This is a genomic window from Aurantimonas aggregata (genome assembly GCF_010500835.1).
GTDB lineage: Bacteria > Pseudomonadota > Alphaproteobacteria > Rhizobiales > Rhizobiaceae > Aurantimonas > Aurantimonas aggregata.
The window spans coordinates 82,031-101,133 of sequence record NZ_JAAAMJ010000004.1 but is presented as its reverse complement, the minus strand read 5'-3'; the positions used below and the strand labels follow the sequence as shown (position 1 = coordinate 101,133).

Annotated in this window: 20 protein-coding genes; 19 read left to right on the top strand and 1 reads right to left on the bottom strand. The window is 67.6% G+C overall.

All coding sequences use genetic code 11. The annotated features are described in order from the left end of the window. The first annotated feature begins 446 nt into the window (after nt 1–446). The 5 genes from GTW51_RS08360 (at nt 447) to GTW51_RS08340 (ending at nt 4,293) form a co-directional block, all read left to right on the top strand. Nucleotides 447–1,451: a PIG-L deacetylase family protein gene (locus GTW51_RS08360; RefSeq protein WP_163043459.1), complete on the top strand. Its 1,005-nt coding sequence runs from the start codon at nt 447–449 to the stop codon at nt 1,449–1,451. Further along, nucleotides 1,439–2,020 carry a class I SAM-dependent DNA methyltransferase gene (locus tag GTW51_RS08355; RefSeq protein ID WP_163043458.1) on the top strand — a complete coding sequence of 194 codons (582 nt, stop codon included), beginning with the start codon at nt 1,439–1,441 and terminating at the stop codon, nt 2,018–2,020. Before GTW51_RS08360 ends, GTW51_RS08355 begins: the two co-directional genes overlap by 13 nt. Nucleotides 2,021–2,286: 266 nt before the next feature. Further along, a complete protein-coding gene (hemN, locus tag GTW51_RS08350; RefSeq protein ID WP_163043457.1) occupies nt 2,287–3,621 on the top strand; it encodes an oxygen-independent coproporphyrinogen III oxidase in 1,335 nt (444 codons plus the stop codon). 106 nt (nt 3,622–3,727) lie between these two features. Further along, entirely contained in the window at nt 3,728–3,997 is a 270-nt protein-coding gene (locus GTW51_RS08345; protein WP_163043456.1) for a CopG family ribbon-helix-helix protein, read from the top strand. Further along, the gene (locus tag GTW51_RS08340; protein WP_163043455.1) at nt 3,994–4,293 is read left to right on the top strand and encodes a type II toxin-antitoxin system RelE/ParE family toxin; all 300 of its coding nucleotides are present in this window, start codon (nt 3,994–3,996) and stop codon (nt 4,291–4,293) included. The genes GTW51_RS08345 and GTW51_RS08340 overlap by 4 nt, the downstream gene beginning before the upstream one ends. Nucleotides 4,294–4,309: 16 nt before the next feature. Here the strand turns inward: GTW51_RS08340 and GTW51_RS08335 are convergent, their stop codons facing one another. Then, a complete protein-coding gene (locus GTW51_RS08335) occupies nt 4,310–5,254 on the bottom strand; it encodes a LysR family transcriptional regulator (RefSeq protein WP_203565968.1) in 945 nt (314 codons plus the stop codon). Between the two features lie 118 nt (nt 5,255–5,372). On the opposite strand from GTW51_RS08335, the gene GTW51_RS08330 reads away from it, so the two are divergent. From GTW51_RS08330 to GTW51_RS08265, 14 genes are all read left to right on the top strand, one after another. Then, entirely contained in the window at nt 5,373–6,587 is a 1,215-nt protein-coding gene (locus tag GTW51_RS08330; protein ID WP_163043454.1) for an aminotransferase, read from the top strand. Continuing rightward, nucleotides 6,580–7,623 (top strand): agmatinase, encoded by a 1,044-nt coding sequence (gene speB, locus GTW51_RS08325; protein WP_163043453.1) that lies wholly within the window; start codon nt 6,580–6,582, stop codon nt 7,621–7,623. Before GTW51_RS08330 ends, speB begins: the two co-directional genes overlap by 8 nt. Before the next feature lie 37 nt (nt 7,624–7,660). Continuing rightward, on the top strand, nt 7,661–8,749 hold the full coding sequence (locus GTW51_RS08320; protein WP_163043452.1) for an ABC transporter substrate-binding protein: 1,089 nt from the start codon (nt 7,661–7,663) through the stop codon (nt 8,747–8,749). A 71-nt stretch (nt 8,750–8,820) separates the two neighbouring features. Further along, nucleotides 8,821–9,864, top strand: coding sequence for an ABC transporter ATP-binding protein (locus GTW51_RS08315; protein WP_163043451.1), 1,044 nt, complete (start codon nt 8,821–8,823; stop codon nt 9,862–9,864). Then, complete coding sequence (locus GTW51_RS08310) at nt 9,861–10,709, top strand: ABC transporter permease (RefSeq protein WP_163043450.1); 849 nt, start codon at nt 9,861–9,863, stop codon at nt 10,707–10,709. Before GTW51_RS08315 ends, GTW51_RS08310 begins: the two co-directional genes overlap by 4 nt. Continuing rightward, entirely contained in the window at nt 10,706–11,509 is an 804-nt protein-coding gene (locus GTW51_RS08305) for an ABC transporter permease (protein ID WP_163043449.1), read from the top strand. Before GTW51_RS08310 ends, GTW51_RS08305 begins: the two co-directional genes overlap by 4 nt. Continuing rightward, nucleotides 11,506–12,294 (top strand): nitrilase-related carbon-nitrogen hydrolase, encoded by a 789-nt coding sequence (locus GTW51_RS08300; protein WP_163043448.1) that lies wholly within the window; start codon nt 11,506–11,508, stop codon nt 12,292–12,294. The genes GTW51_RS08305 and GTW51_RS08300 overlap by 4 nt, the downstream gene beginning before the upstream one ends. A gap of 59 nt (nt 12,295–12,353) precedes the next feature. Then, nucleotides 12,354–13,130 carry a phosphatase PAP2 family protein gene (locus GTW51_RS08295; protein ID WP_163043447.1) on the top strand — a complete coding sequence of 259 codons (777 nt, stop codon included), beginning with the start codon at nt 12,354–12,356 and terminating at the stop codon, nt 13,128–13,130. Nucleotides 13,131–13,357: 227 nt separating this feature from the next. Then, a complete protein-coding gene (locus tag GTW51_RS08290; RefSeq protein ID WP_163043446.1) occupies nt 13,358–14,275 on the top strand; it encodes an ABC transporter permease subunit in 918 nt (305 codons plus the stop codon). Nucleotides 14,276–14,279: 4 nt separating this feature from the next. Further along, on the top strand, nt 14,280–15,740 hold the full coding sequence (gene livM, locus GTW51_RS08285) for a high-affinity branched-chain amino acid ABC transporter permease LivM (protein WP_163043445.1): 1,461 nt from the start codon (nt 14,280–14,282) through the stop codon (nt 15,738–15,740). Continuing rightward, entirely contained in the window at nt 15,740–16,711 is a 972-nt protein-coding gene (locus tag GTW51_RS08280) for an ABC transporter ATP-binding protein (RefSeq protein WP_163043444.1), read from the top strand. Before livM ends, GTW51_RS08280 begins: the two co-directional genes overlap by 1 nt. Beyond that, nucleotides 16,708–17,460, top strand: coding sequence for an ABC transporter ATP-binding protein (locus GTW51_RS08275; RefSeq protein WP_163043443.1), 753 nt, complete (start codon nt 16,708–16,710; stop codon nt 17,458–17,460). Before GTW51_RS08280 ends, GTW51_RS08275 begins: the two co-directional genes overlap by 4 nt. Next, nucleotides 17,460–17,813 (top strand): DUF6867 family protein, encoded by a 354-nt coding sequence (locus tag GTW51_RS08270; RefSeq protein WP_163043442.1) that lies wholly within the window; start codon nt 17,460–17,462, stop codon nt 17,811–17,813. Before GTW51_RS08275 ends, GTW51_RS08270 begins: the two co-directional genes overlap by 1 nt. 150 nt (nt 17,814–17,963) lie before the next feature. Beyond that, nucleotides 17,964–19,070 carry a branched-chain amino acid ABC transporter substrate-binding protein gene (locus GTW51_RS08265; protein WP_163043441.1) on the top strand — a complete coding sequence of 369 codons (1,107 nt, stop codon included), beginning with the start codon at nt 17,964–17,966 and terminating at the stop codon, nt 19,068–19,070. Nucleotides 19,071–19,103: the final 33 nt, after the last annotated feature.

Sequence of the window (19,103 nt, the reverse complement as noted above, 5' to 3'; positions counted from 1 at the left end):
ACGACTATTTCGCGATGCACGCGCCGTCGTTGATCTGGATCAGGCGCTCGCCGCATCAACCGGCCCCTCTCGGTGGCTGCGACGAAATACACCGGGGCGTCGCGGAACCAGCCATGGCGTCGTTGCTTCCTGTCCTGTCGATCGCTCCGCAGGAGTGCGCCATCGGCCTGACAGACTGGTGAATGCGAGGAGCGGCGAATGCGGGAGATGTATGTCCGCGCGGTTTCCAGCGCCAGCCGTCGCGCCGTGCCGGCATCGGCCTGCGGCAATGGAAAGTCGACTGGCCAACCAGCTCGCGCTGCTGCCCGCCGATCTGCATGACGATGGCGGCTGTTCGCTCGCCCCGGAAGCCTTGATCGAACGTCATGCGCCGGACGAGCCGGATGCGCCCGCAGCCGTGCCGGTCGAGGCGGCGATGGCGGACGTTAGCTCGACTGATCAACGAAATGATGGTTGCCGCCCATGCGGGCGGCGAAGGCCCGGCAGCAGCGCGGCTGACCGCCATGGCCAACGCCACGCGTTCGGCCGTCGAGGCCGCGGCGATGACAGTCCTCGAGGATGCCGAGCGCGCCGTCGGCGCCGGCGGCTTCATCGTACCGCATCGGCTCGAACGGCTGGTCCGGGACCTGCGCACCTATCTGCGCCAGCCCAATCCGGACGGGGCGCTGCGCGCCGCCGGCCTCGCCATGGCCAAGGGCGAATGGCAACCGAGCCGCGCCGGGCAAGAGCGGCCTCACATGATGCTGATGCAACCGGAAACGGTGACGGCAGAACGCGTCCTGATCGTCGCTCCCCACCCGGACGACGAGACGCTCGGGTGCGGCGGGCTGGCGGCGAGCTTCGCGCGGCTCGGCCGGCAGATCCACACGCTGTTCGTCACCGATGGCGGCGCCTCGCATCGCCGGTCGGCGCAATGGCCGCGGGAGCGGCTTGCCGCGCAGCGCGAGACCGAGGCGCAGGCCGCGCTCGTCGCGCTCGGACTCGATCCGGCCGCGGCGACGTTCCTGCGGCTGCAGGACGCCGCGATGCCGCCGCACGGCTCGCCGGCCTGGCGCGCAGCGGCGGTCGCCGTCGCCAATCTGGTGGAGCGGTTCGATCCGGACCTCGTCTTGCTGCCATGGCGTCGCGATCCGCATTGCGACCACCGCGACAGCTGGCGGCTGGTCACCGAGGTCTTGGCGCAGCGAAGCCCGCGGCCCGCGACGCTGGAATACGCGATCTGGCTCGACGAGCTGGGCGAAGCGGACGACGCGCCGCGGCCCGGCGAGATGGAGGTTGTCGCCTTCGATGTCAGCGCGGCCGCCGACACAAAACGCTGGGCCGTCGCCGCGCATGTCTCGCAGACCAGCGATCTCATCGCCGACGACCCGGAAGGCTTCCGGCTGACGGCGGAAACGATCGATCGCCTGACCGGCTCCGTCGAGAAGTACCTCCGCCCATGCGACGGGTAATCGACGCCGACGGCTTCGAGGCGAAGTTCGCCGCCGACCCCGACCCCTGGAACTACGCCGCCTCGCCCTTCGAGGTGTGGAAGCGGGACGTCCTCCTCAAAGCGTGCGGCGACCGGCACTATGGCCGCGGGCTGGAACTCGCCTGCGCCAATGGCGAGACGACGCGGCTCCTGGCCCACCATTGCCGACGCCTCACGGCGGTCGACGCCTCGGCCACGGCGCTGGAAGTGGCCCGGCGCCGCAATGCCGGCACTGCCCGCATCACCTTCCGCCACGCGCTGCTGCCGCGCGACATGCCGCGCGGCCCGTTCGACCTGATCGTCGCGTCCGAAATCCTCTATTACCTGAAGCCTAACGATCTCGCCGCTTTGCTGCCGAAGCTGCACGCCGCGTTGGCGCCGGGCGGGCGGATCGTCTTTCTCCACCACGTGCTGGACTTCGACGACGCGGCGATCCGCCCGGCGCAGGCGGTTGCGGCAGCCGAGCGCTGGTTTGCCGCCGTCGCCCCGCTTCAGGTGGTGCGGCAGACGGGACGTTTCCGGGTCGCTGCCTTCGAGAAGGGCCGGTAGCACCCGGTGAACTCCGGGCAGCGACCCTGATTGACCGAGATCAAGGAACCCACGAGCCCCTTCGTCATGCTCCTGCCAGGTCACGACCGGTTCGAGAGCCGGCCGCACGGTCACGAAGGGCTCGCCAAATGGTCACTTTCCTTCCCCTTATCGCCTTGGCGTTGCTCGGCGCCCTGACGCTCGCCTCGATGGCCATGGCGATCGTGCGGCGTCGGCCCCGGCTGGTGCCCGTCCGTCGCCGGCATCCGGCGCGAGGACGCTGAGCCATGGACGCGCAACTGACGCCCTTCGCGCTGCAATCGGTGCCGCGCTACACGTCCTATCCGACGGCAGCCGAGTTCACCCCGGCGGTCGGCGCGGCGCAGCACGCCGCCTGGCTGAGCCGGGTCGACCCCGACGAGAGCGTCTCGCTCTATCTCCACGTCCCCTATTGCCGCGACCTCTGCCATTATTGCGGCTGCCACACCAAGGCGACGCATCGCAACGAGGTCGTCACGGCGTACCGGGAGAGCCTGGAGGCCGAGATCCGGCTGGTGTCGCGGCATTTGCCGGGGCGGCTGAAGGCCGCCCGCATCGCCTGGGGCGGCGGCACGCCGTCGATCCTCGGGGCTGACGGCCTCGCTGCGGTCATGGCAGTGCTGGAAGAGGCGTTCGACCTCGGCGGCCTCGAAGAACACGCGATCGAACTTGACCCGCGCTTCGTCGACGCGGCATTGGCCGGCCGCCTCGCCGATCTTGGCGTCAACCGGGTGAGCCTTGGGGTGCAGGATCTCGATCCGATCGTCCAGCTCGCCATCGGCCGGGTCCAGCCGGAAGCCCTCGTGGCCGCCGCCGTCGGCCATCTGCGCGTCGCGGGGATCGAAGGGCTGAACATCGACCTGATCTACGGCTTGCCACATCAGACAGAGGCGTCGGTGCGGGCGACCTGCCGCCAGGTCGCGGCGCTCGGGCCGGACCGCGTCGCCTGCTTCGGCTACGCCCACCTGCCGCAGCGCAAGGCCAACCAGCGCCTGATCGACGAGGCCGCCCTGCCCGACACGCTCGAGCGCTTCCGCCAAGCAGCGGCCGTCGCCGAGGTGTTCAGCGGTCGCGGCTACCAGGCGATCGGCCTCGATCACTATGCGCGGCTCTGCGACAAGCTCGCCGTCGCCGCCCGGCAGCGTCGCCTGCGACGCAACTTTCAGGGTTACACCGACGACGACAATCGGACGCTGATCGGATTCGGCGCCTCGGCGGTGTCGCAGCTGCCGGACGGTTTCGTCCAGACGACGGCGCCGGTCGCCGACTACCGCCGCTGCATCGCCGAGGGCATCCTGCCGACCGCGCGCGGCATCGCCGTCGGGCCACAGACGCGCCAGCGCGCGATCATCATCGAACGGCTGATGTGCGATTTTCGCGTCGATCTCGACGAGGTCGGCGGGATCGGCCGTTATGGCGACATCGCCGCCCGGCTGGCGCCATACGAGGCCGCCGGCCTCGCCACCCTGTCAGGCGGCACGCTTCGGATGACCGCGAAGGGCCGGCCCTTCGTCCGGCTCATCGCCGCCTTGTTCGACGAGGCCCGCAGCGCCGGCGAAACGTCCTTCAGCCGGGCGATCTGAGGCAGCTTTCGGGGACGGGGGCGGCGTCCTTCCGGGAATCCGACCAACATTTGCGCCCGCCCCTCGTCCTGATTATCTTTCAATCACACTGATGAAGGGCGATTGAATGGCTGGTGATACCAAAGTGCTCACTACTCATGTTCCGCTGGCACTCGCCGAAAAGGTTGATGCTATTGCGATGCGGCTCGACCGTTCGCGGGACTGGGTCATGAAGCAGGCGCTTGCAGCTTGGGTAGATGAAGAAGAGATCCGCCATCAGATGACCCTCCAGGCACTGGATGACGTAGACGCCGTCCGCGTGATCGACCACCAGACTGTGCGGGCGTGGGCCGATAGTCTCTCGTCTGACGAGAAGCTGCTGCCGCCTCGCGCATGAAAATCAAATGGACGGAGAAGGCGTCCTCGGATTTGGTGCGGCTCTATGAGCATCTGCGCCCGGTAGTGCCTGTGCCGGCAGCGCGGGTCGTGCAGCAACTAGCTCGCGCGCCCGAACGTCTGCTCGACTATCCGCGCCTCGGAGAAAGGCTGGAAGCCTACGAACCGCGCGATGTTCGCCGTATTCTCGTCGGCAATTACGAGCTGCGCTACGAAATCGAGAGAGAGAGAGAGACCATCTTTATTCTTCGTCTCTGGCACTCCCGCGAAAACCGCGGCATCGGCCCGGAGGATTGAAACCTACTTGGCGGTCCTAAGCCGCCGCGGCCACCGTCCCGCTCCGCCAGACGCGTCGCACCGTTTCAACGAAGGCCGCGGTGATGTCGGAGGTGCGGCGGCCGCTTAGCGAGAACAGCTCGAAGGTACAGACATAGCCGATCTCCTTCGGCCGGATCGCCCTGAGCTCGCCTGCGGCCACGGCGGCGCGCGCATAATGATCCGGCAGGAGGCCGATGAACCGGCCGGAGCGGATCAGGATCATCTGCGGCTCGATCTGATAGACCGTCGCCTCGACCCGCCAGTCGACCGAGCGCAGCGCATCTTCCTCGCGCCAGTAGCCGCGATGGACGAAGGGCAGCGCGGCGAGCACGTCATCCGACAACGAATCGTCCGGGGTGCCGAATTCGGGGTGCGTCCGCCCGCAATAGAGGCTGTGGCGTTCCTCGTAGAGCGCGTCGTACTCGATCCCCTCGACCCGGTCGCGATGGCTGCCGATGGCGCAGTGATAGAGCCCGTCGGCGACCTTCTGCTGCATGTCCTGCGGGCGTTCCTGACCGAGCACCAGCCGCACCTGCGGCGCGACGCGGCCGAACTCCGCGATGACGTCGGCGAGGCGGTTGGCGGGGTCGGTCCAGATCGCGTCGAGGACGCCGATCCGCAATTCGCCGCGCAACTCGCCCCGCACCGCGGCGACGTCGGCGGTGAAATCCTGCAGCGCCTTGTCGAGCTGCCGCGAGGCCTCCCACACCGCCTGCCCGCGTTCCGTCAGGCGAAAGCCGCCCCGGCCGCGATGGCAGAGCGTGAAGCCGAGCCGCTGTTCGAGGGCCGCCATGTGGTTGCTGATCGTCGACGAGCCGACGTTGAGCTCCGGCTCGGCGGCGGCGAAACCGCCGTTCCGCACCACCGCGTCGAAGACCTGCAACAGGCGCAGATCACTTCCAGAAACCCGCATGAGCGCGCCCTTCACTTTGAAGATCATCAAGGTTCGGATTGATAGGCGGTTATTCAACCAGACGTCCAGATGCCTAGCTTCCGGGCAGGTGTTATGGTTGACCATCATGAGGGCACCACTTCCCACGCCCGGAGGCGCCCGACGCATGCCCAGACCGACACCCAATCCGCGCCTCGCGGCCGTCGAGCCGGCGCCGATCGCCCGCGCCTTCGGCTGGCGCGATTCCTATGACGGCCGTCATGGCCCGCTGATCGACTGCAGCCAGGCGGTGCCGGACCATGCCCCGCCGCCGCCGCTCGCCGAGCGGCTCGGTGCGGCAGCCGCCTCGGCGGACGCGGCGCGCTACGGCCCGATTCTCGGGGACCCGGCGCTGCGCGACGTCTACGCCAGGCAGGTCTCCGAGTTCTACGGCGTCGATATCGGCCCCGGCCGGGTCGCGATCACCGCCGGCTGCAACCAGGCCTTCTTTGCCGCCATGCTCGGCGTCGCCACGGCCGGCGACGCAGTCGTCCTGCCGGTGCCGTGGTATTTCAATCATCAGATGTCGCTCGCCATGACCGGCATCGAGCCGCGCCTGCTGCCGGCGACCGAAGCCGACGGATTCCTGCCGACGGCCGATGGCCTGCGCGCCGTGCTCGACGACAAGTGCCGCGCCGTCCTGCTGGTGAGCCCGAACAATCCGACCGGGGCGATCTATCCGCCGGAACTGCTCACCGAGATCTTCGACATCTGCGTCGAGCGCGGGCTCTATCTGATCCTCGACGAGACCTATCGGGACTTCCTGCCGCCGGGGTCGGGCGCGACGCACGATCTGTTCTCGCGCCCGGAAGCCGCCGATCATCTCGTCAGCCTCTACAGCTTCTCCAAGGCCTATGCGATTCCGGGCCACCGGCTCGGCGCGATCATCGCCGGCGAGCCGTTCCTGGCATCGATGCAGAAGGCCATCGACTGCATCCAGATCTGCCCGCCGCGTCCTGGCCAGGCGGCGCTCGTCTGGGCGATCCCGGCAATGGCCGACTGGCGGCGCGAGAGCGCGGCCGCGATCGCTGCCCGCGGCGAGGCCTTCGCCGCGGCGATCGCCGGCATCGACGGCTGGGAGATCGTGCAGATCGGCGCCTATTTCGCCTATGTCCGCCATCCCTATGAAGGGGTCCCGGCGGAAGACATCGCCGCGGCGCTGGTGCGCGAACTCGGCATACTGGTGCTGCCCGGCAGCTTCTTCGGCCCCGGCCAGGAAGCCTATCTGCGCTTCGCCGTCGCCAATGTCTCGGCCGACCGCATCACCGAGATCGCCCGCCGCCTGGCCATCGGCCTCGGCGCCGCGGCAGCGCCTGAAACAAGAGAGACGATCGATGGATAAGGAAAAACTGGCGGCGTTGCGCGAGCGCTTCGCCGGCGACAACGAGCGGCGCATCTACGATGCGGGCTTTGCCGCCGTAGCCGACCGGCTGTTCGACCCGAAGGGCACGCGCGTCGCGTCCTATGCCGGCCTGCCGACGCTTCTCGACGCGCCCTATCGCGCCGTCGACTGGTCGGCGCCGGACCTCGCCGGCCTCGACGTCGCGCTGATCGGCGTGCCGATGGATCTCGGCGTCACCAACCGCAACGGCAGCCGCTTCGGGCCGCGGGCGATCCGCACCATGGAGCGGGTCGGGCCCTACAACCACCAGCTCAAGACCATGCCGACGAAGGAACTCAACGTCGCCGATATCGGTGACGTGCCGTTCCGCAGCCGCTTCGATCTGGCGACCTCGCACGAGGACATCCAGCGGACCGCCGCCGCGATCGTTTCGGCCGGCGCCCTGCCGCTCTTCGTCGGCGGCGACCATTCGATCTCGCTGCCGATCCTGCGGGCGCTGGGCGCCGAGCGCCCGGTCGGCATGATCCACATCGACGCCCATTGCGACACGTCGGGTCCGTTCGACGGCTGCAAGTTCCACCATGGCGGCCCGTTCCGGCAGGCGGTGCTCGACGGTGTCCTCGACCCCGAGCGGACGATCCAGATCGGCATCCGCGGCTCGTCCGAATATCTCTGGGAGTTCTCCCACGAGACCGGCATGAGCGTCATCCACGCAGAAGACATCGCCGGACTCGGCATCGACGCCGTCGTCGCCAAGGCGCGCGCGGTGGTCGGCGACGGCCCCGTCTACGTCTCCTTCGACATCGACAGCCTCGACCCGGCCTTCGCGCCCGGCACCGGCACGCCGGAAATCGGCGGCCTGACGACGCGCGAGGTGATGGCGATCCTGCGCGGCCTCGCCGGCATCGCCATGATCGGCGGCGACGTGGTCGAGGTGGCGCCGCAATACGACGCGACGACCAACACCGCCCATGCCGGCGCGCAGATGCTGTTCGAACTTCTGAGCCTCGTCCCCTTCACGCCGGGCCGGAACTGATAACGCCTACCCGACCCCCCAACCGGAGACACGACCCATGACGACACGACCGCCCTTCAGTCTCAACCGACGCGTCCTGCTCGCCGGCGCCACCGCCGCCGGCGCCAGCCTGGCGATGCCCTCCATCCTGCGCGCCCAGGACAGGTCGCTGAAGGTCGGCGTCTATGGCGGCTATTTCAAAGACTCCTTCGACAAGAGCATCTTCCCCGAGTTCACCAAGGCGACCGGAATCGCGGTCGAAAGCGTTGCCGAGCCGACCGGCGAAGCCTGGCTCGTCCAGCTCGAGCAGGCGGCGCGGGCCGGCATGGCGCCGGCCGACGTCTCGATGATGTCGCAGGTCGCCATGCGAAAGGGTCTCGCCACCGAGCTCTGGGCACCGCTCGACGTCTCGAAGATCACCCGCGCCGACGACGTGCTCCCGCCATTCACGGTCAAGTATCCGAACGGCGACGTCGCCGGCATCGGCGCGGTGGCCTGGTACATCAACCTCGTCACCAACACCGATACCTACCCTGAGGCGCCGGAAAGCTGGGCGGCCCTCTGGGACCCGGCCAACGAAGGCAAGCTCGGCCTGCTGGCGCTGGTCTCCAACTCGTTCCTGCTGGAAGTGACGGCCACCACCTTCTTCGGCGGCACCGACATCCTGTCGACCGACGAAGGCATCCTGCAGGTAATGGACAAGCTCGCCGAGCTGAAGCCGAACGTGCAGCTCTGGTACCGCGACGAGGCGCAATTCGAGCAGGCGCTGAAGTCGGGCGAGATCCCGATGGGCCAGTACTATCACGACGTGACGGGCCTCGCGGCGGCCGACGGCTTCCCGGTCCGCTCGACCTTCCCGAAGGAAGGCGGCATCTCCGATTCCGGCTGCTGGGCGGTATCCAAGGCGTCCGAGAAGCTCGAGGAGTCGCTGACCTTCATCGACTACATGACGCAGCCGGAGATCCAGGCGGTCCTCGCCCGCCAGGTCGGCACCGCGCCGGTGATCAAGCGCGAGTTGCTCGACCTCACCGACGAGGAGTTCGCGGCGGTGTCGTCGGAGATCCCGCCGATCGTCCCGCGCTACGACCTCTATGTCGACAAGGCCGACTGGCTGAACCAGAAATGGACCGAGCTGATCGTCGGCTGATCGGCCTTCCAACCACCAATCCGGCGGCGGGCACGCTGCCGCCGGAACCTAGAGCAAGGACAGTTTCACGCATGAGCGGGCTCGAACTCGTCAACGTCACCAAGCGCTACGGCAGGGTCGCCGCCGTCGACGACGCGTTGCTGTCGGTGCCGCCCGGCTCGTTCGTCTGCCTGCTCGGGCCCTCCGGCTGCGGCAAGACCACGCTGATGCGGATGATCGCCGGCCTCGAGACGCCGACCAGCGGCGACATCCGCTTCGAGGGCGAGACGCTCGGCGACCGGCCGGTCCACAAGCGCGATTTCGGCATGGTGTTTCAGTCGCTGGCGCTGTTTCCGCATCTGTCGGTGGGCGACAACATCGCTTATCCGCTGAAGATCCGCGGCCAGGGCAAGGCCGAGCGCGAAGCCCGCGTCGCCGAACTGCTCGACCTCGTACGCCTGCCCGGCGTCGCCGACCGGCCGGTGGCGCAGCTCTCCGGCGGGCAGCGCCAGCGCGTCGCCATCGCGCGGGCCCTTGCCGTCTCGCCGAAGCTGTTCCTGCTCGACGAGCCGCTGTCGGCGCTGGACGCCAAGCTGCGCGAGGCAATGCAGGTGGAGTTGCGGCAGCTGCAGGAGCGGCTCGGCATCACCACGATCGTCGTCACCCACGACCAGCGCGAGGCCATGACCATGGCCGACACGATCGTCGTCATGCAGGGCGGAAAGATCCAGCAGATGGACCGGCCGATCGACATCTATCGCCGCCCGGCCAACGCCTTCGTCGCCGACTTCCTCGGTCAGACCAATCTGCTGACCGTCCAATCAGCCGGCGGCGCCGCCTCGGTTGCCGGCGCCTTGATCCCCGGACTTGCGCTGCCCTCCGGGCAGAACGGCGGCGAGATCTCCGTGCGGCCCGAGAGCGTCTCGATCGAGCCCGAGGGCGCGGCGCCGATCGCTGCCACCGTGGAGTTCGTCCGCGACATGGGCTCCAGCGTCGAAGTCTATCTCGCCACCGCAGCCGGCCGGATGATCGCCATGCGCCCCGCCGGCCAGAACAACCTTGCCGTCGGCGACAAGGTGTCGCTCGGTCTCGACCCGGCGGCGATCGTCTTCTTCCCGGCCGGGAGCCGCGCATGAGCCGCGCCGCGTCAGGCGATTCGCGGTGGGTGCTGCTGTTTCCGGCGCTGATGCTGCTGGCGTTCTTCGTCGTGCCCTTCGGCCTGATGATCGCGGTGTCGCTGTTCCAGCGCGTCCAGGGCGGCTTCTACGAGCCGATCGTCACCACCGCCAATTATGCCCGCTTCCTCAGCCTGTTCTTCGGCAAGATCCTGCTGTTCTCGCTCGGCCTGTCGGCCCTGGTGGCAGCGATCTGCATCGCGGTCGGTGCGCCCTTCACCTATCTCCTGACCCGGCTGAAGCGCCGCAGCCAGGTGCCGTGGCTGGTCGCGCTGCTCGCGGTATTGTCGCTGTCGGAGGTGATCATCGGCTTCGCCTGGTCTACGCTGCTCAGCCGCACCGCCGGCATCTCCAACCTCTTGGTCGCCATCGCGCTGATGGACGCGCCGGTCGCCTGGACCCCCGGCTTCGGCGCGGTGCTGGCCGGCATGGTCTACCAGGCGCTGCCCTATTCGGTGCTGGTGCTCTACCCGTCCTTCTCGCGGCTCGATCCGTCGCTGGCGGAAGCGGCGAAGACGCTCGGCGCCTCGCCCGTCCGCGCCTTCCTGACGGTGGTGCTGCCGGCCCTGCGCACGACGCTGATCGCCACCTTCATCATCGTCTTCGTCTTCGCCCTCGGCGCCTATCTGTTGCCGCAGCTGCTCGGCCGGCCGGAGCACTGGACGCTGTCGGTGCTGATTACCGACCAGGCGATCTACCAGTCCAACATGCCGTTCGCGGCAGCCATGGCGGTGTTCCTCGTCGTCGCCAGCCTCCTGCTGGTGCTGCTGACGACGCTGCTCGGGCGGCAGGGACGGCCGGCATGAGCACCGCAATGTCCCGGCTGTTCTTCGCCCTCGTCGCGCTGTTCCTCGCCGCGCCGCTGATCGTCATCGCCGGGGTCTCGGTCAACGAGATGCGTAGCCTGACCTTTCCGCCGGTCGGGTTCTCGCTTTCCTGGTACGGCGAGATCTTCACCGATCCCGGCTGGCGGAGCGCGCTGACCACCTCGGTGCTGATCGCGCTCGGCGCGGCGACGCTCGCCGTCGCGATCGCGCTGCCCATCGCCTATTCGCTTTGGCGCAAGGTCTCGGCAGTCGGCCGCATCATCCAGACGCTCGGCATCTCGCCCTTCGTCCTGCCGCCGGTGATCACCGCCCTCGGCGCGCTGAGCCTCTGGGCGACGGTCGGCGCCTATGGCGCCTGGTACACGGTGGTGATCAGCCACGCGATCTTCTTCACCAGCCTGCCGCTGGTGACGATCTCGCTCGGCTTCTCCACCATCGACCGCGAGGTCACCGAGGCAGCGCGCACCATGGGCGCCGACGACCGGACGATCCTGACCACCATCGTCCTGCCGATGATCGTTCCCTACATCGTCTCGGGCTTCGCCTTCGCCTTCGTCCTGTCGCTCAACGAGTACATCGTCGCCTACATGACCGTCGGCTTCACGCTGGAGACCGTGCCGATCAAGATCTTCAACGCGCTGCGCTACGGCTACACGCCGACCATGGCGAGCATCTCGATCCTGTTCGTCGCCGTCGCCGTCGCGGTGTTCGGGACGGTCGCATGGTTCGGCGACCTGCCGAAGCTGCTCGGCGCCTGGCGCGCCGGGGACGAGCGTTGAGGGTCGCCGCCTTCCAGCTCGATGCCGGGCTCGGATCGCCGGAAGCGCGCCTTCGGGAGATCGAAGCCTGCATGGCCCGCGCCGACGGCGCGGACCTCGCGGTGTTCCCGGAGCTCGCCTTGACCGGCTACGGCGCCGGCCCGGTCATCGCCGACGGTGCGTCGCCGCCGGAAGCAGCGCTCGCGCCGCTGCAGTCGCTTGTCGACCGGCATGGTACGGCCATGGTGATCGGCCTCGCCGTCGCCGCCGAGGGAAAGCCGGTGAACGCCGCCGCGATCCTGCGCCCCTCCGCCGAGCCGGCGGTCTACGCCAAGCGCATGCTTTATGGCGACTACGAGAAGGACCTGTTCGAGGCCGGCCATGCCGAACCCCCGATCGTCGAGATCGGCGGTCTCGCCTGCGGCGTGCTCGTCTGTTTCGACGTCGAGTTTCCCGAGCTCGTCCGCTCGCTGGCGCTGCGCGGCGCCGAAGCGGTGATCGTTCCGACGGCGCTGCCGAAGAGTGCCGGCGCGCGCTTCATCGCCGAGCACCTGGTCCGGGTCAGAGCCTTCGAGAACCAGATCTTCCTCGTCTATGCCGACCATTGCGGCGCCGATTCCCGCTTCGCCTACCAGGGCCTGTCGAGCATCGTCGCGCCTGACGGAAGCGCGCTCGCCGCTGCCAACGACACGGATGCGGCGATGCTGATCGCCGACCTCCAGCCTGCCGCCTATGCCGAGTGCCGGGCGCAGAACCCCTATCTGGCGGAGCTGCGGCAGGCAGGCCTCGCGCCGAAGTGCGATTGACCAGAAACCGCGGCCGCTATTTGTAGGGGTCAATCCGTCCGCACGTCTCGAAAGCGTCCATGCCCCTGCATCTTCCCAAGAAAGTCGCCGTCTTCGTCAGGGACGACCTGCGGTACTGGATCACGACCCGCGTCGAGATCACCACGCTGGTCGCCGCGCTGATCATGGCAGCCGCCGTCTGGGCCTTCGTCTCGATCGGCGGCGAGGTGCTGGAGGGCGATGCCAAGGGCCTCGATACCGAGATCCTTCTGTCGATGCGCAGCGCCACGGACCCGTCCGACCCGCTCGGACCCCGCTGGTTCGAGGAACTCGGCCGCGACATGACCGCGCTCGGCGGCAACGGCGTCCTGATCATGCTGACCTGCTTCGTCGCGCTCTATCTGTGGCTGTCGGACCGGCGACGCTCGATGTGGCTGGTGCTGGCCGCCATCGTCAGCGGCCTTGCCATGAGCCAGCTGCTCAAATGGGGCTTCTCGCGGCCACGGCCGGACCTCGTGCCGCACGGCTCGCATGTCTACACGGCAAGCTTTCCGAGCGGCCACGCGATGATGTCGGCGGTGACCTACCTGACGCTGGCGATTCTCGTCGCACGGGTGCAGAAACACTGGAGCATCAGGGCCCTGTTCATCGCAGTCGCGGTGTTCCTGACCATCCTCGTCGGCATAAGCCGGGTCTATCTCGGCGTGCACTGGCCAAGCGACGTGCTGGCCGGCTGGACCGCCGGCGCGGCCTGGGCCGTGCTCTGGTGGATGGTGGCCAAGTGGCTGGAGCGCCGGGGCGCGGTCGAACCGGAGGCGGAGGATGACGTGCCGATCCGGGGTCCGGCAAAGCTGTAATCGGCACCAGGCTACGGGCATCGACCTCAGGCATCATCACCATGCAGCGAGGCCCCGCCGCCCTCCACGCAACCCGCCTGTGCACGAGGTGTCGCAATTGTGACGGCCGGGTTGCGATTATGTCATCGCTATGGAATTGATCATGCCTCCTGACGCGGCGTTCCTGACAGTCCCCGCAGCAGCAACCAACCGGGCATCCAACAAGCACCGACAAAAAACGGCGGGCCATGGAATATTTTCTCCAGCAGCTGATCAACGGGGTCACCCTCGGATCGATCTACGGTCTCATCGCCATCGGCTACACGATGGTCTACGGCATCATCGGCATGATCAATTTCGCCCATGGCGAGATCTTCATGCTCGGCTCGTTCATCGCGCTGACGGTGTTCCTCGCACTCGCCGCCCTCGGCATCACCTTCCTGCCGGTGGTGATCCTGATCATGATCATCGTCGCGATGCTGTGCACCGCGCTGTGGGGATGGACCATCGAGCGGGTCGCCTATCGCCCGCTCCGCGGCTCGTTCCGCCTCGCCCCGCTGATCACCGCCATCGGCATGTCGATCTTCCTGCAGAACTTCGTGCAGGTGACCCAGGGCGCCCGCGTCAAGCCGCTGCCGCCGCAGATCCAGGGCACCATCACGCTGCTCGACGGGCCGGGCGGGATCGCCGTCCAGATCTCCTACATGCAGATCATCATCATCGCGATGACCATCGTCCTGATGACCGCCTTCGCGCTGATCATCTCGCGCACCTCGCTCGGCCGCCAGCAGCGCGCCTGCGAGCAGGACCGCAAGATGGCCTCGCTGCTCGGCGTCAACGTCGACCGGACGATCTCGCTGACCTTCGTGATGGGCGCCTCGCTCGCCGCGGTCGCCGGCATGATGTACCTGCTCTATTACGGCGTGATCGACTTCTACATCGGCTTCATCGCCGGCGTTAAGGCGTTCACCGCGGCGGTTCTCGGCGGCATCGGCTCGCTGCCCGGCGCGATGCTGGGCGGGCTCGCCATCGGCCTCATCGAGACGTTCTGGTCGGGCTATTTCTCGGTCGAGTACAAGGACGTCGCCGCCTTCTCGATCCTCGCCATCGTGTTGATCTTCATGCCCTCCGGCCTGCTCGGCCGACCGGAAGTCGAGAAGGTCTGAGATCATGGCAAGCCCTGTATCCCCGACCTCTTCCAACCATCCCGAAGGGGCGGAACTGGAATCCGAGGCACGTCGCGACTCGATGCGCGGCGAGCCACCTTTCTCCGAAGCACCCGCCAAGGACAGCCGGCTCGTCGCCTCGCTGAAGGAGGCCGGCATCACCGCGGCGATCATCGCCGGCCTGACGCTGTTCTTCTTCGCCTTCCGCACCGACATCGCGGTGGGCGGTCTCAGTCTGACGACCCGGCCAGACCTGTGGGTGGTGTGGATCGGCATCGCCTTTGCAGCGCGCTTCCTGTTGTCCTACTTCGTCTTCCACGCCGAACGGCCGGTCACCGGCTGGTTCAAGCGGACCAAGGGTGCCGGCACCCGCCACGTCCCGCTCGGCAAGGTCGTCGGGGTCATCCTGCTGCTGGTCGCGCTGGTGCTGCCGTTCCTGATCGACACGTTGCTGCCGAGCCAGAACCGCTATCTGATCGACCTCTCGATCCTGATCCTGACCTACGTCATGCTCGGCTGGGGCCTCAACATCGTCGTCGGCCTCGCCGGCCTGCTCGACCTCGGCTACGTCGCCTTCTATGCGGTCGGCGCCTATTCCTTCGCGCTGCTCGCCCAGAATTTCGACCTCGGTTTCTGGGTCTGCCTGCCGATGGCCGGGCTGTTCGCCGCGCTCTGGGGCGTCATGCTGGGCTTCCCGGTGCTGCGGCTGCGGGGCGACTATCTCGCCATCGTGACGCTCGCCTTCGGCGAGATCATCCGCGTCGTCCTCTTGAACTGGTCGGACTTCACGGGCGGGCCGAACGGCATTCTCGGCATCCCCAAGCCGAGCCTCTTCGGCCTGGAATTCAACCGCGGCGAAGGCTCGTTCTCTGACTATTTCGGCCTCGAATATTCGACCGTGCAGCGCTTCGTCTTCCTCTATTACATCATCCTGGCGCTTGCCCTCCTGACCAACTTCGTCACCATGCGGATGCGCAAGCTGCCGGTGGGACGCGCCTGGGAGGCGCTGCGCGAGGACGAGATCGCCTGCCGCTCGCTCGGCATCAACACGGTCAACGTCAAGCTCACGGCGTTCGCCACCGGCGCGATGTTCGGCGGCTTCGCCGGCTCGTTCTTCGCCACCCGCCAGGGCTTCATCTCGCCGGAGAGCTTCACCTTCATCGAATCGGCGATCATCCTCGCCATCGTGGTGCTCGGCGGCCTCGGGTCGCAGCTTGGCGTCGTCATCGCCTCGGTGGTGATGATCGGCGGCATCGAGCTGCTGCGAAACCTGACGGCGCTGCAGGCGGTGTTCGGCGCCGGCTTCGACCCGACGGAATACCGCATGCTGATCTTCGGCCTCGCCATGGTCGGCATCATGGTGTGGAAACCGCGCGGCCTGATCTCCACGCGCTCGCCGTCGATCGTCTACAAGGAGAAGAAGGCTATCAGCGCCGACATGGTCGCCCAGGGCGAGGGTCACTGATGTTGAATGAGACCACGCAACGCTGGACCAAGGACCCGGTCCTCACGGTCGAGCACCTCACGATGCGCTTCGGCGGTCTCGTCGCCGTCGACGATCTCTCCTTCGACGTCGGTCGCGGCGACATCACCGCGCTGATCGGGCCGAATGGCGCCGGCAAGACCACGGTGTTCAACTGCGTCACCGGCTTCTACAAGCCGACCGAGGGCCGGATCACCATGCGTCGCGGCCGCGAAGTGCCGGCCGCGACGGTGGAAACGCTCACCAGCAGCGGCCGGCAGTACCGGCGCGACGAAAAGGGCTCGGTGTTCCTGCTCGAGCGGATGGCCGACTTCCGCATCACCGCGGTTGCCGGCGTCGCCCGCACCTTCCAGAACATCCGCTTGTTCGGCGGCATGACGGTGCTGGAGAACCTGCTCGTGGCGCAGCACAACGTGCTGATGCGCGCCTCCGGCTACACGATCGGCGGGCTGATCGGCCTGCCCGGCTATCGCCGCGCCGCCGCCGCCGCCAAGGACAAGGCGATCGACTGGCTGCGGCACACCGACCTGCTCGACCGTGCCGACGATCCGGCCGCCGACCTGCCCTACGGCGCCCAGCGCCGGCTGGAGATCGCCCGGGCGATGTGCACCGATCCGTCGCTGCTCTGCCTCGACGAGCCGGCCGCCGGCCTCAACCCGCGCGAATCCGCCGAGCTCAACACGCTGCTGCGCTACATCCGCGACGAGCACGACGTCTCGGTGCTGCTGATCGAGCACGACATGGGCGTTGTCATGGAAATCTCCGACCACGTCATCGTGCTCGACTACGGCAAGAAGATCTCCGACGGCAGCGCCGACAAGGTGCGCAACGACCCGAAGGTCATCGCCGCCTATCTCGGCGTCGACGACGAGGAAGTGGAAGCCGTCGAGGCGGATCTGGAAAAGGTGAGCGCCGACGTCAGCGCCATCCGCATGGACGGAGGCACGGCATGAGCGCGATCGAGGCGACGAGCCCGGCGGGCGAGCCGCTGCTGGCGGTGCGCGGCGTCCAGACCTTCTACGGCAAGATCCAGGCGCTGCGCGGCGTTGACGTCGACGTCCACGAGGGCGAGATCGTCACGCTGATCGGCGCCAACGGCGCCGGCAAGTCGACGCTGATGATGACGATCTGCGGTAATCCGCGTGCCAGCACCGGGCAGATTCTCTATCGCGGCGAGGACATCACCCATCTGCCGACCCACGACATCATGTCCAAGTCGATCGCCCAGTCGCCGGAAGGCCGCCGGGTGTTCGCGCGGATGACGGTGATGGAAAACCTCCAGATGGGCGCGATCCTGGAGGATGACGGCTATTTCGACGACGATCTGCGCAAGGTGTTCGAGCTGTTCCCGCGGCTGAAGGAGCGGCGCGGCCAGCGCGGCGGCACGCTGTCGGGGGGCGAGCAGCAGATGCTGGCGATCGGCCGGGCGCTGATGAGCCGGCCGAAGCTGCTGCTGCTCGACGAGCCGTCGCTCGGCCTCGCGCCGCTGATCGTCAAGCAGATCTTCGAGGTCATCCGCGAGCTGAACCGCAACGAGGGGCTGACCGTCTTCCTCGTCGAGCAGAACGCCTTCCACGCCCTGCGCCTGGCGCATCGCGGCTACGTGATGGTCAACGGCGCGATCACCATGACCGGCAGCGGGCGCGAACTGCTCGCCCGCGACGAGGTCCGCAGCGCGTATCTCGAGGGGGGAGCCCACTGATGGAATCGGAACTGGCACTCCTCTGGGAAGTCTCGATGGCCGAGTTCATCTTCGTCACGGTGATCCTGGGCGGCGGCGGCGGCTGGATGATCGGGCGGTCCACCGCGCTCACCTGGAGCGGCTGGGGCCTCCTGGCCTTCTACCTCTTCCTGCTGACGCTCGCCGTGCGGTTCATCCATTTCAGCCTGTTCGGCGGATCGTTCTTCCTGCCGTTCTCGACGTTCGATACCGCGCTGCATTACGGAATCGTCGACTATCTCGTGCTGTTCGCCATCGCGGCGGCCGGGCGAAGCTATGTCCGTAACCGCCAGATGGCGCGGCAATACGGCTTTCTTCACCAGGATCGCGGATAGGCTGCCGCTTTCGACGGCAACGATGAAATTATGGGCCGACGCTATTCCAACCCGGCGCGATCCGGTCTTTAATCCCGCCCAGGTAGGGCACGACGAATACCTGCTCGCGACCTGCGGGTCGCTCCGAATTTTTCAACAGGGATGGTTCTCATGAAGAAGACACTTCTAGCCGGCGCGGCGCTCAACCTCGTCTTCGCAGGCTCGGCCTTCGCCGAGATGACGATCGGCGTCGCCGGCCCGATGACCGGACAGTACGCGAGCTTCGGCGAGCAGCTCCGCGTCGGCGCCGAGCAGGCTGTCGAGGACATCAACGCCGCCGGTGGCGTCAACGGCGAGATGCTCAAGCTCTCGATCGGCGACGATGCCTGCGATCCGAAGCAGGCCGTCGCGGTCGCCAACAGCTTCGCCGGCGAGGGCGTCTCCTTCGTCGCCGGGCATTTCTGCTCGGGCTCCTCGATTCCCGCCAGCCAGGTCTATGCCGACGAGCAGATCATCGAGATCTCGCCGGCCTCGACCAATCCCGACTACACCGACAAGCGTCCGGGCGACGGCATCTTCCGCGTCTGCGGCCGTGACGACCAGCAGGGCGAAGTCGCCGGCGCCTACATCGCCGAGAACTTCCCGGACGCCAAGGTGGCGATCATCAACGACAAGACCGCCTACGGCAAAGGTCTCGCCGACCAGACCCAGAAGTTCTACGAGGAAGCCGGCAAGACCCCGGCCCTGCTCGAGAGCTACACGGCCGGCGAGAAGGACTACACGGCCCTCGTCACCAAGATGAAGGAAGCCGGCATCACCCTCGTCTATGTCGGCGGGTACCACACCGAAGCCGGCCTGATGGCGCGCCAGATGCGCGAGCAGGGCATGGATACGGTCATCATGTCCGGCGACGCGCTGGTCACCGACGAGTACTGGGCGATCACCGGCGATGCCGGCCAGGGCACGCTGATGACCTTCTCCCCGGACCCGCGCAAGAGCGAGGCCGCCGCGCCGGTCGTCGAGAAGCTCAGCGCCAAGGGCCAGACCGCCGAGGGCTACGTGCTCTACACCTACGCGGCGATCCAGGCCTGGGCCGATGCCGTCAACACCGCCGGCTCGACCGAGTATGACGCCGTCGTCACGGCGCTCAACGACGGCACGTTCGACACGGTCATCGGCGAGCTCTCCTTCGACGACAAGGGCGACGTCACGTTGCCCGGCTACGTCGTCTACGAGTGGAAGGACGGTGCCTACGACTACGTCGAGTCCGGCACCTGATCACGCGATGACGGGGCGGGCGTAAGCCTGCCC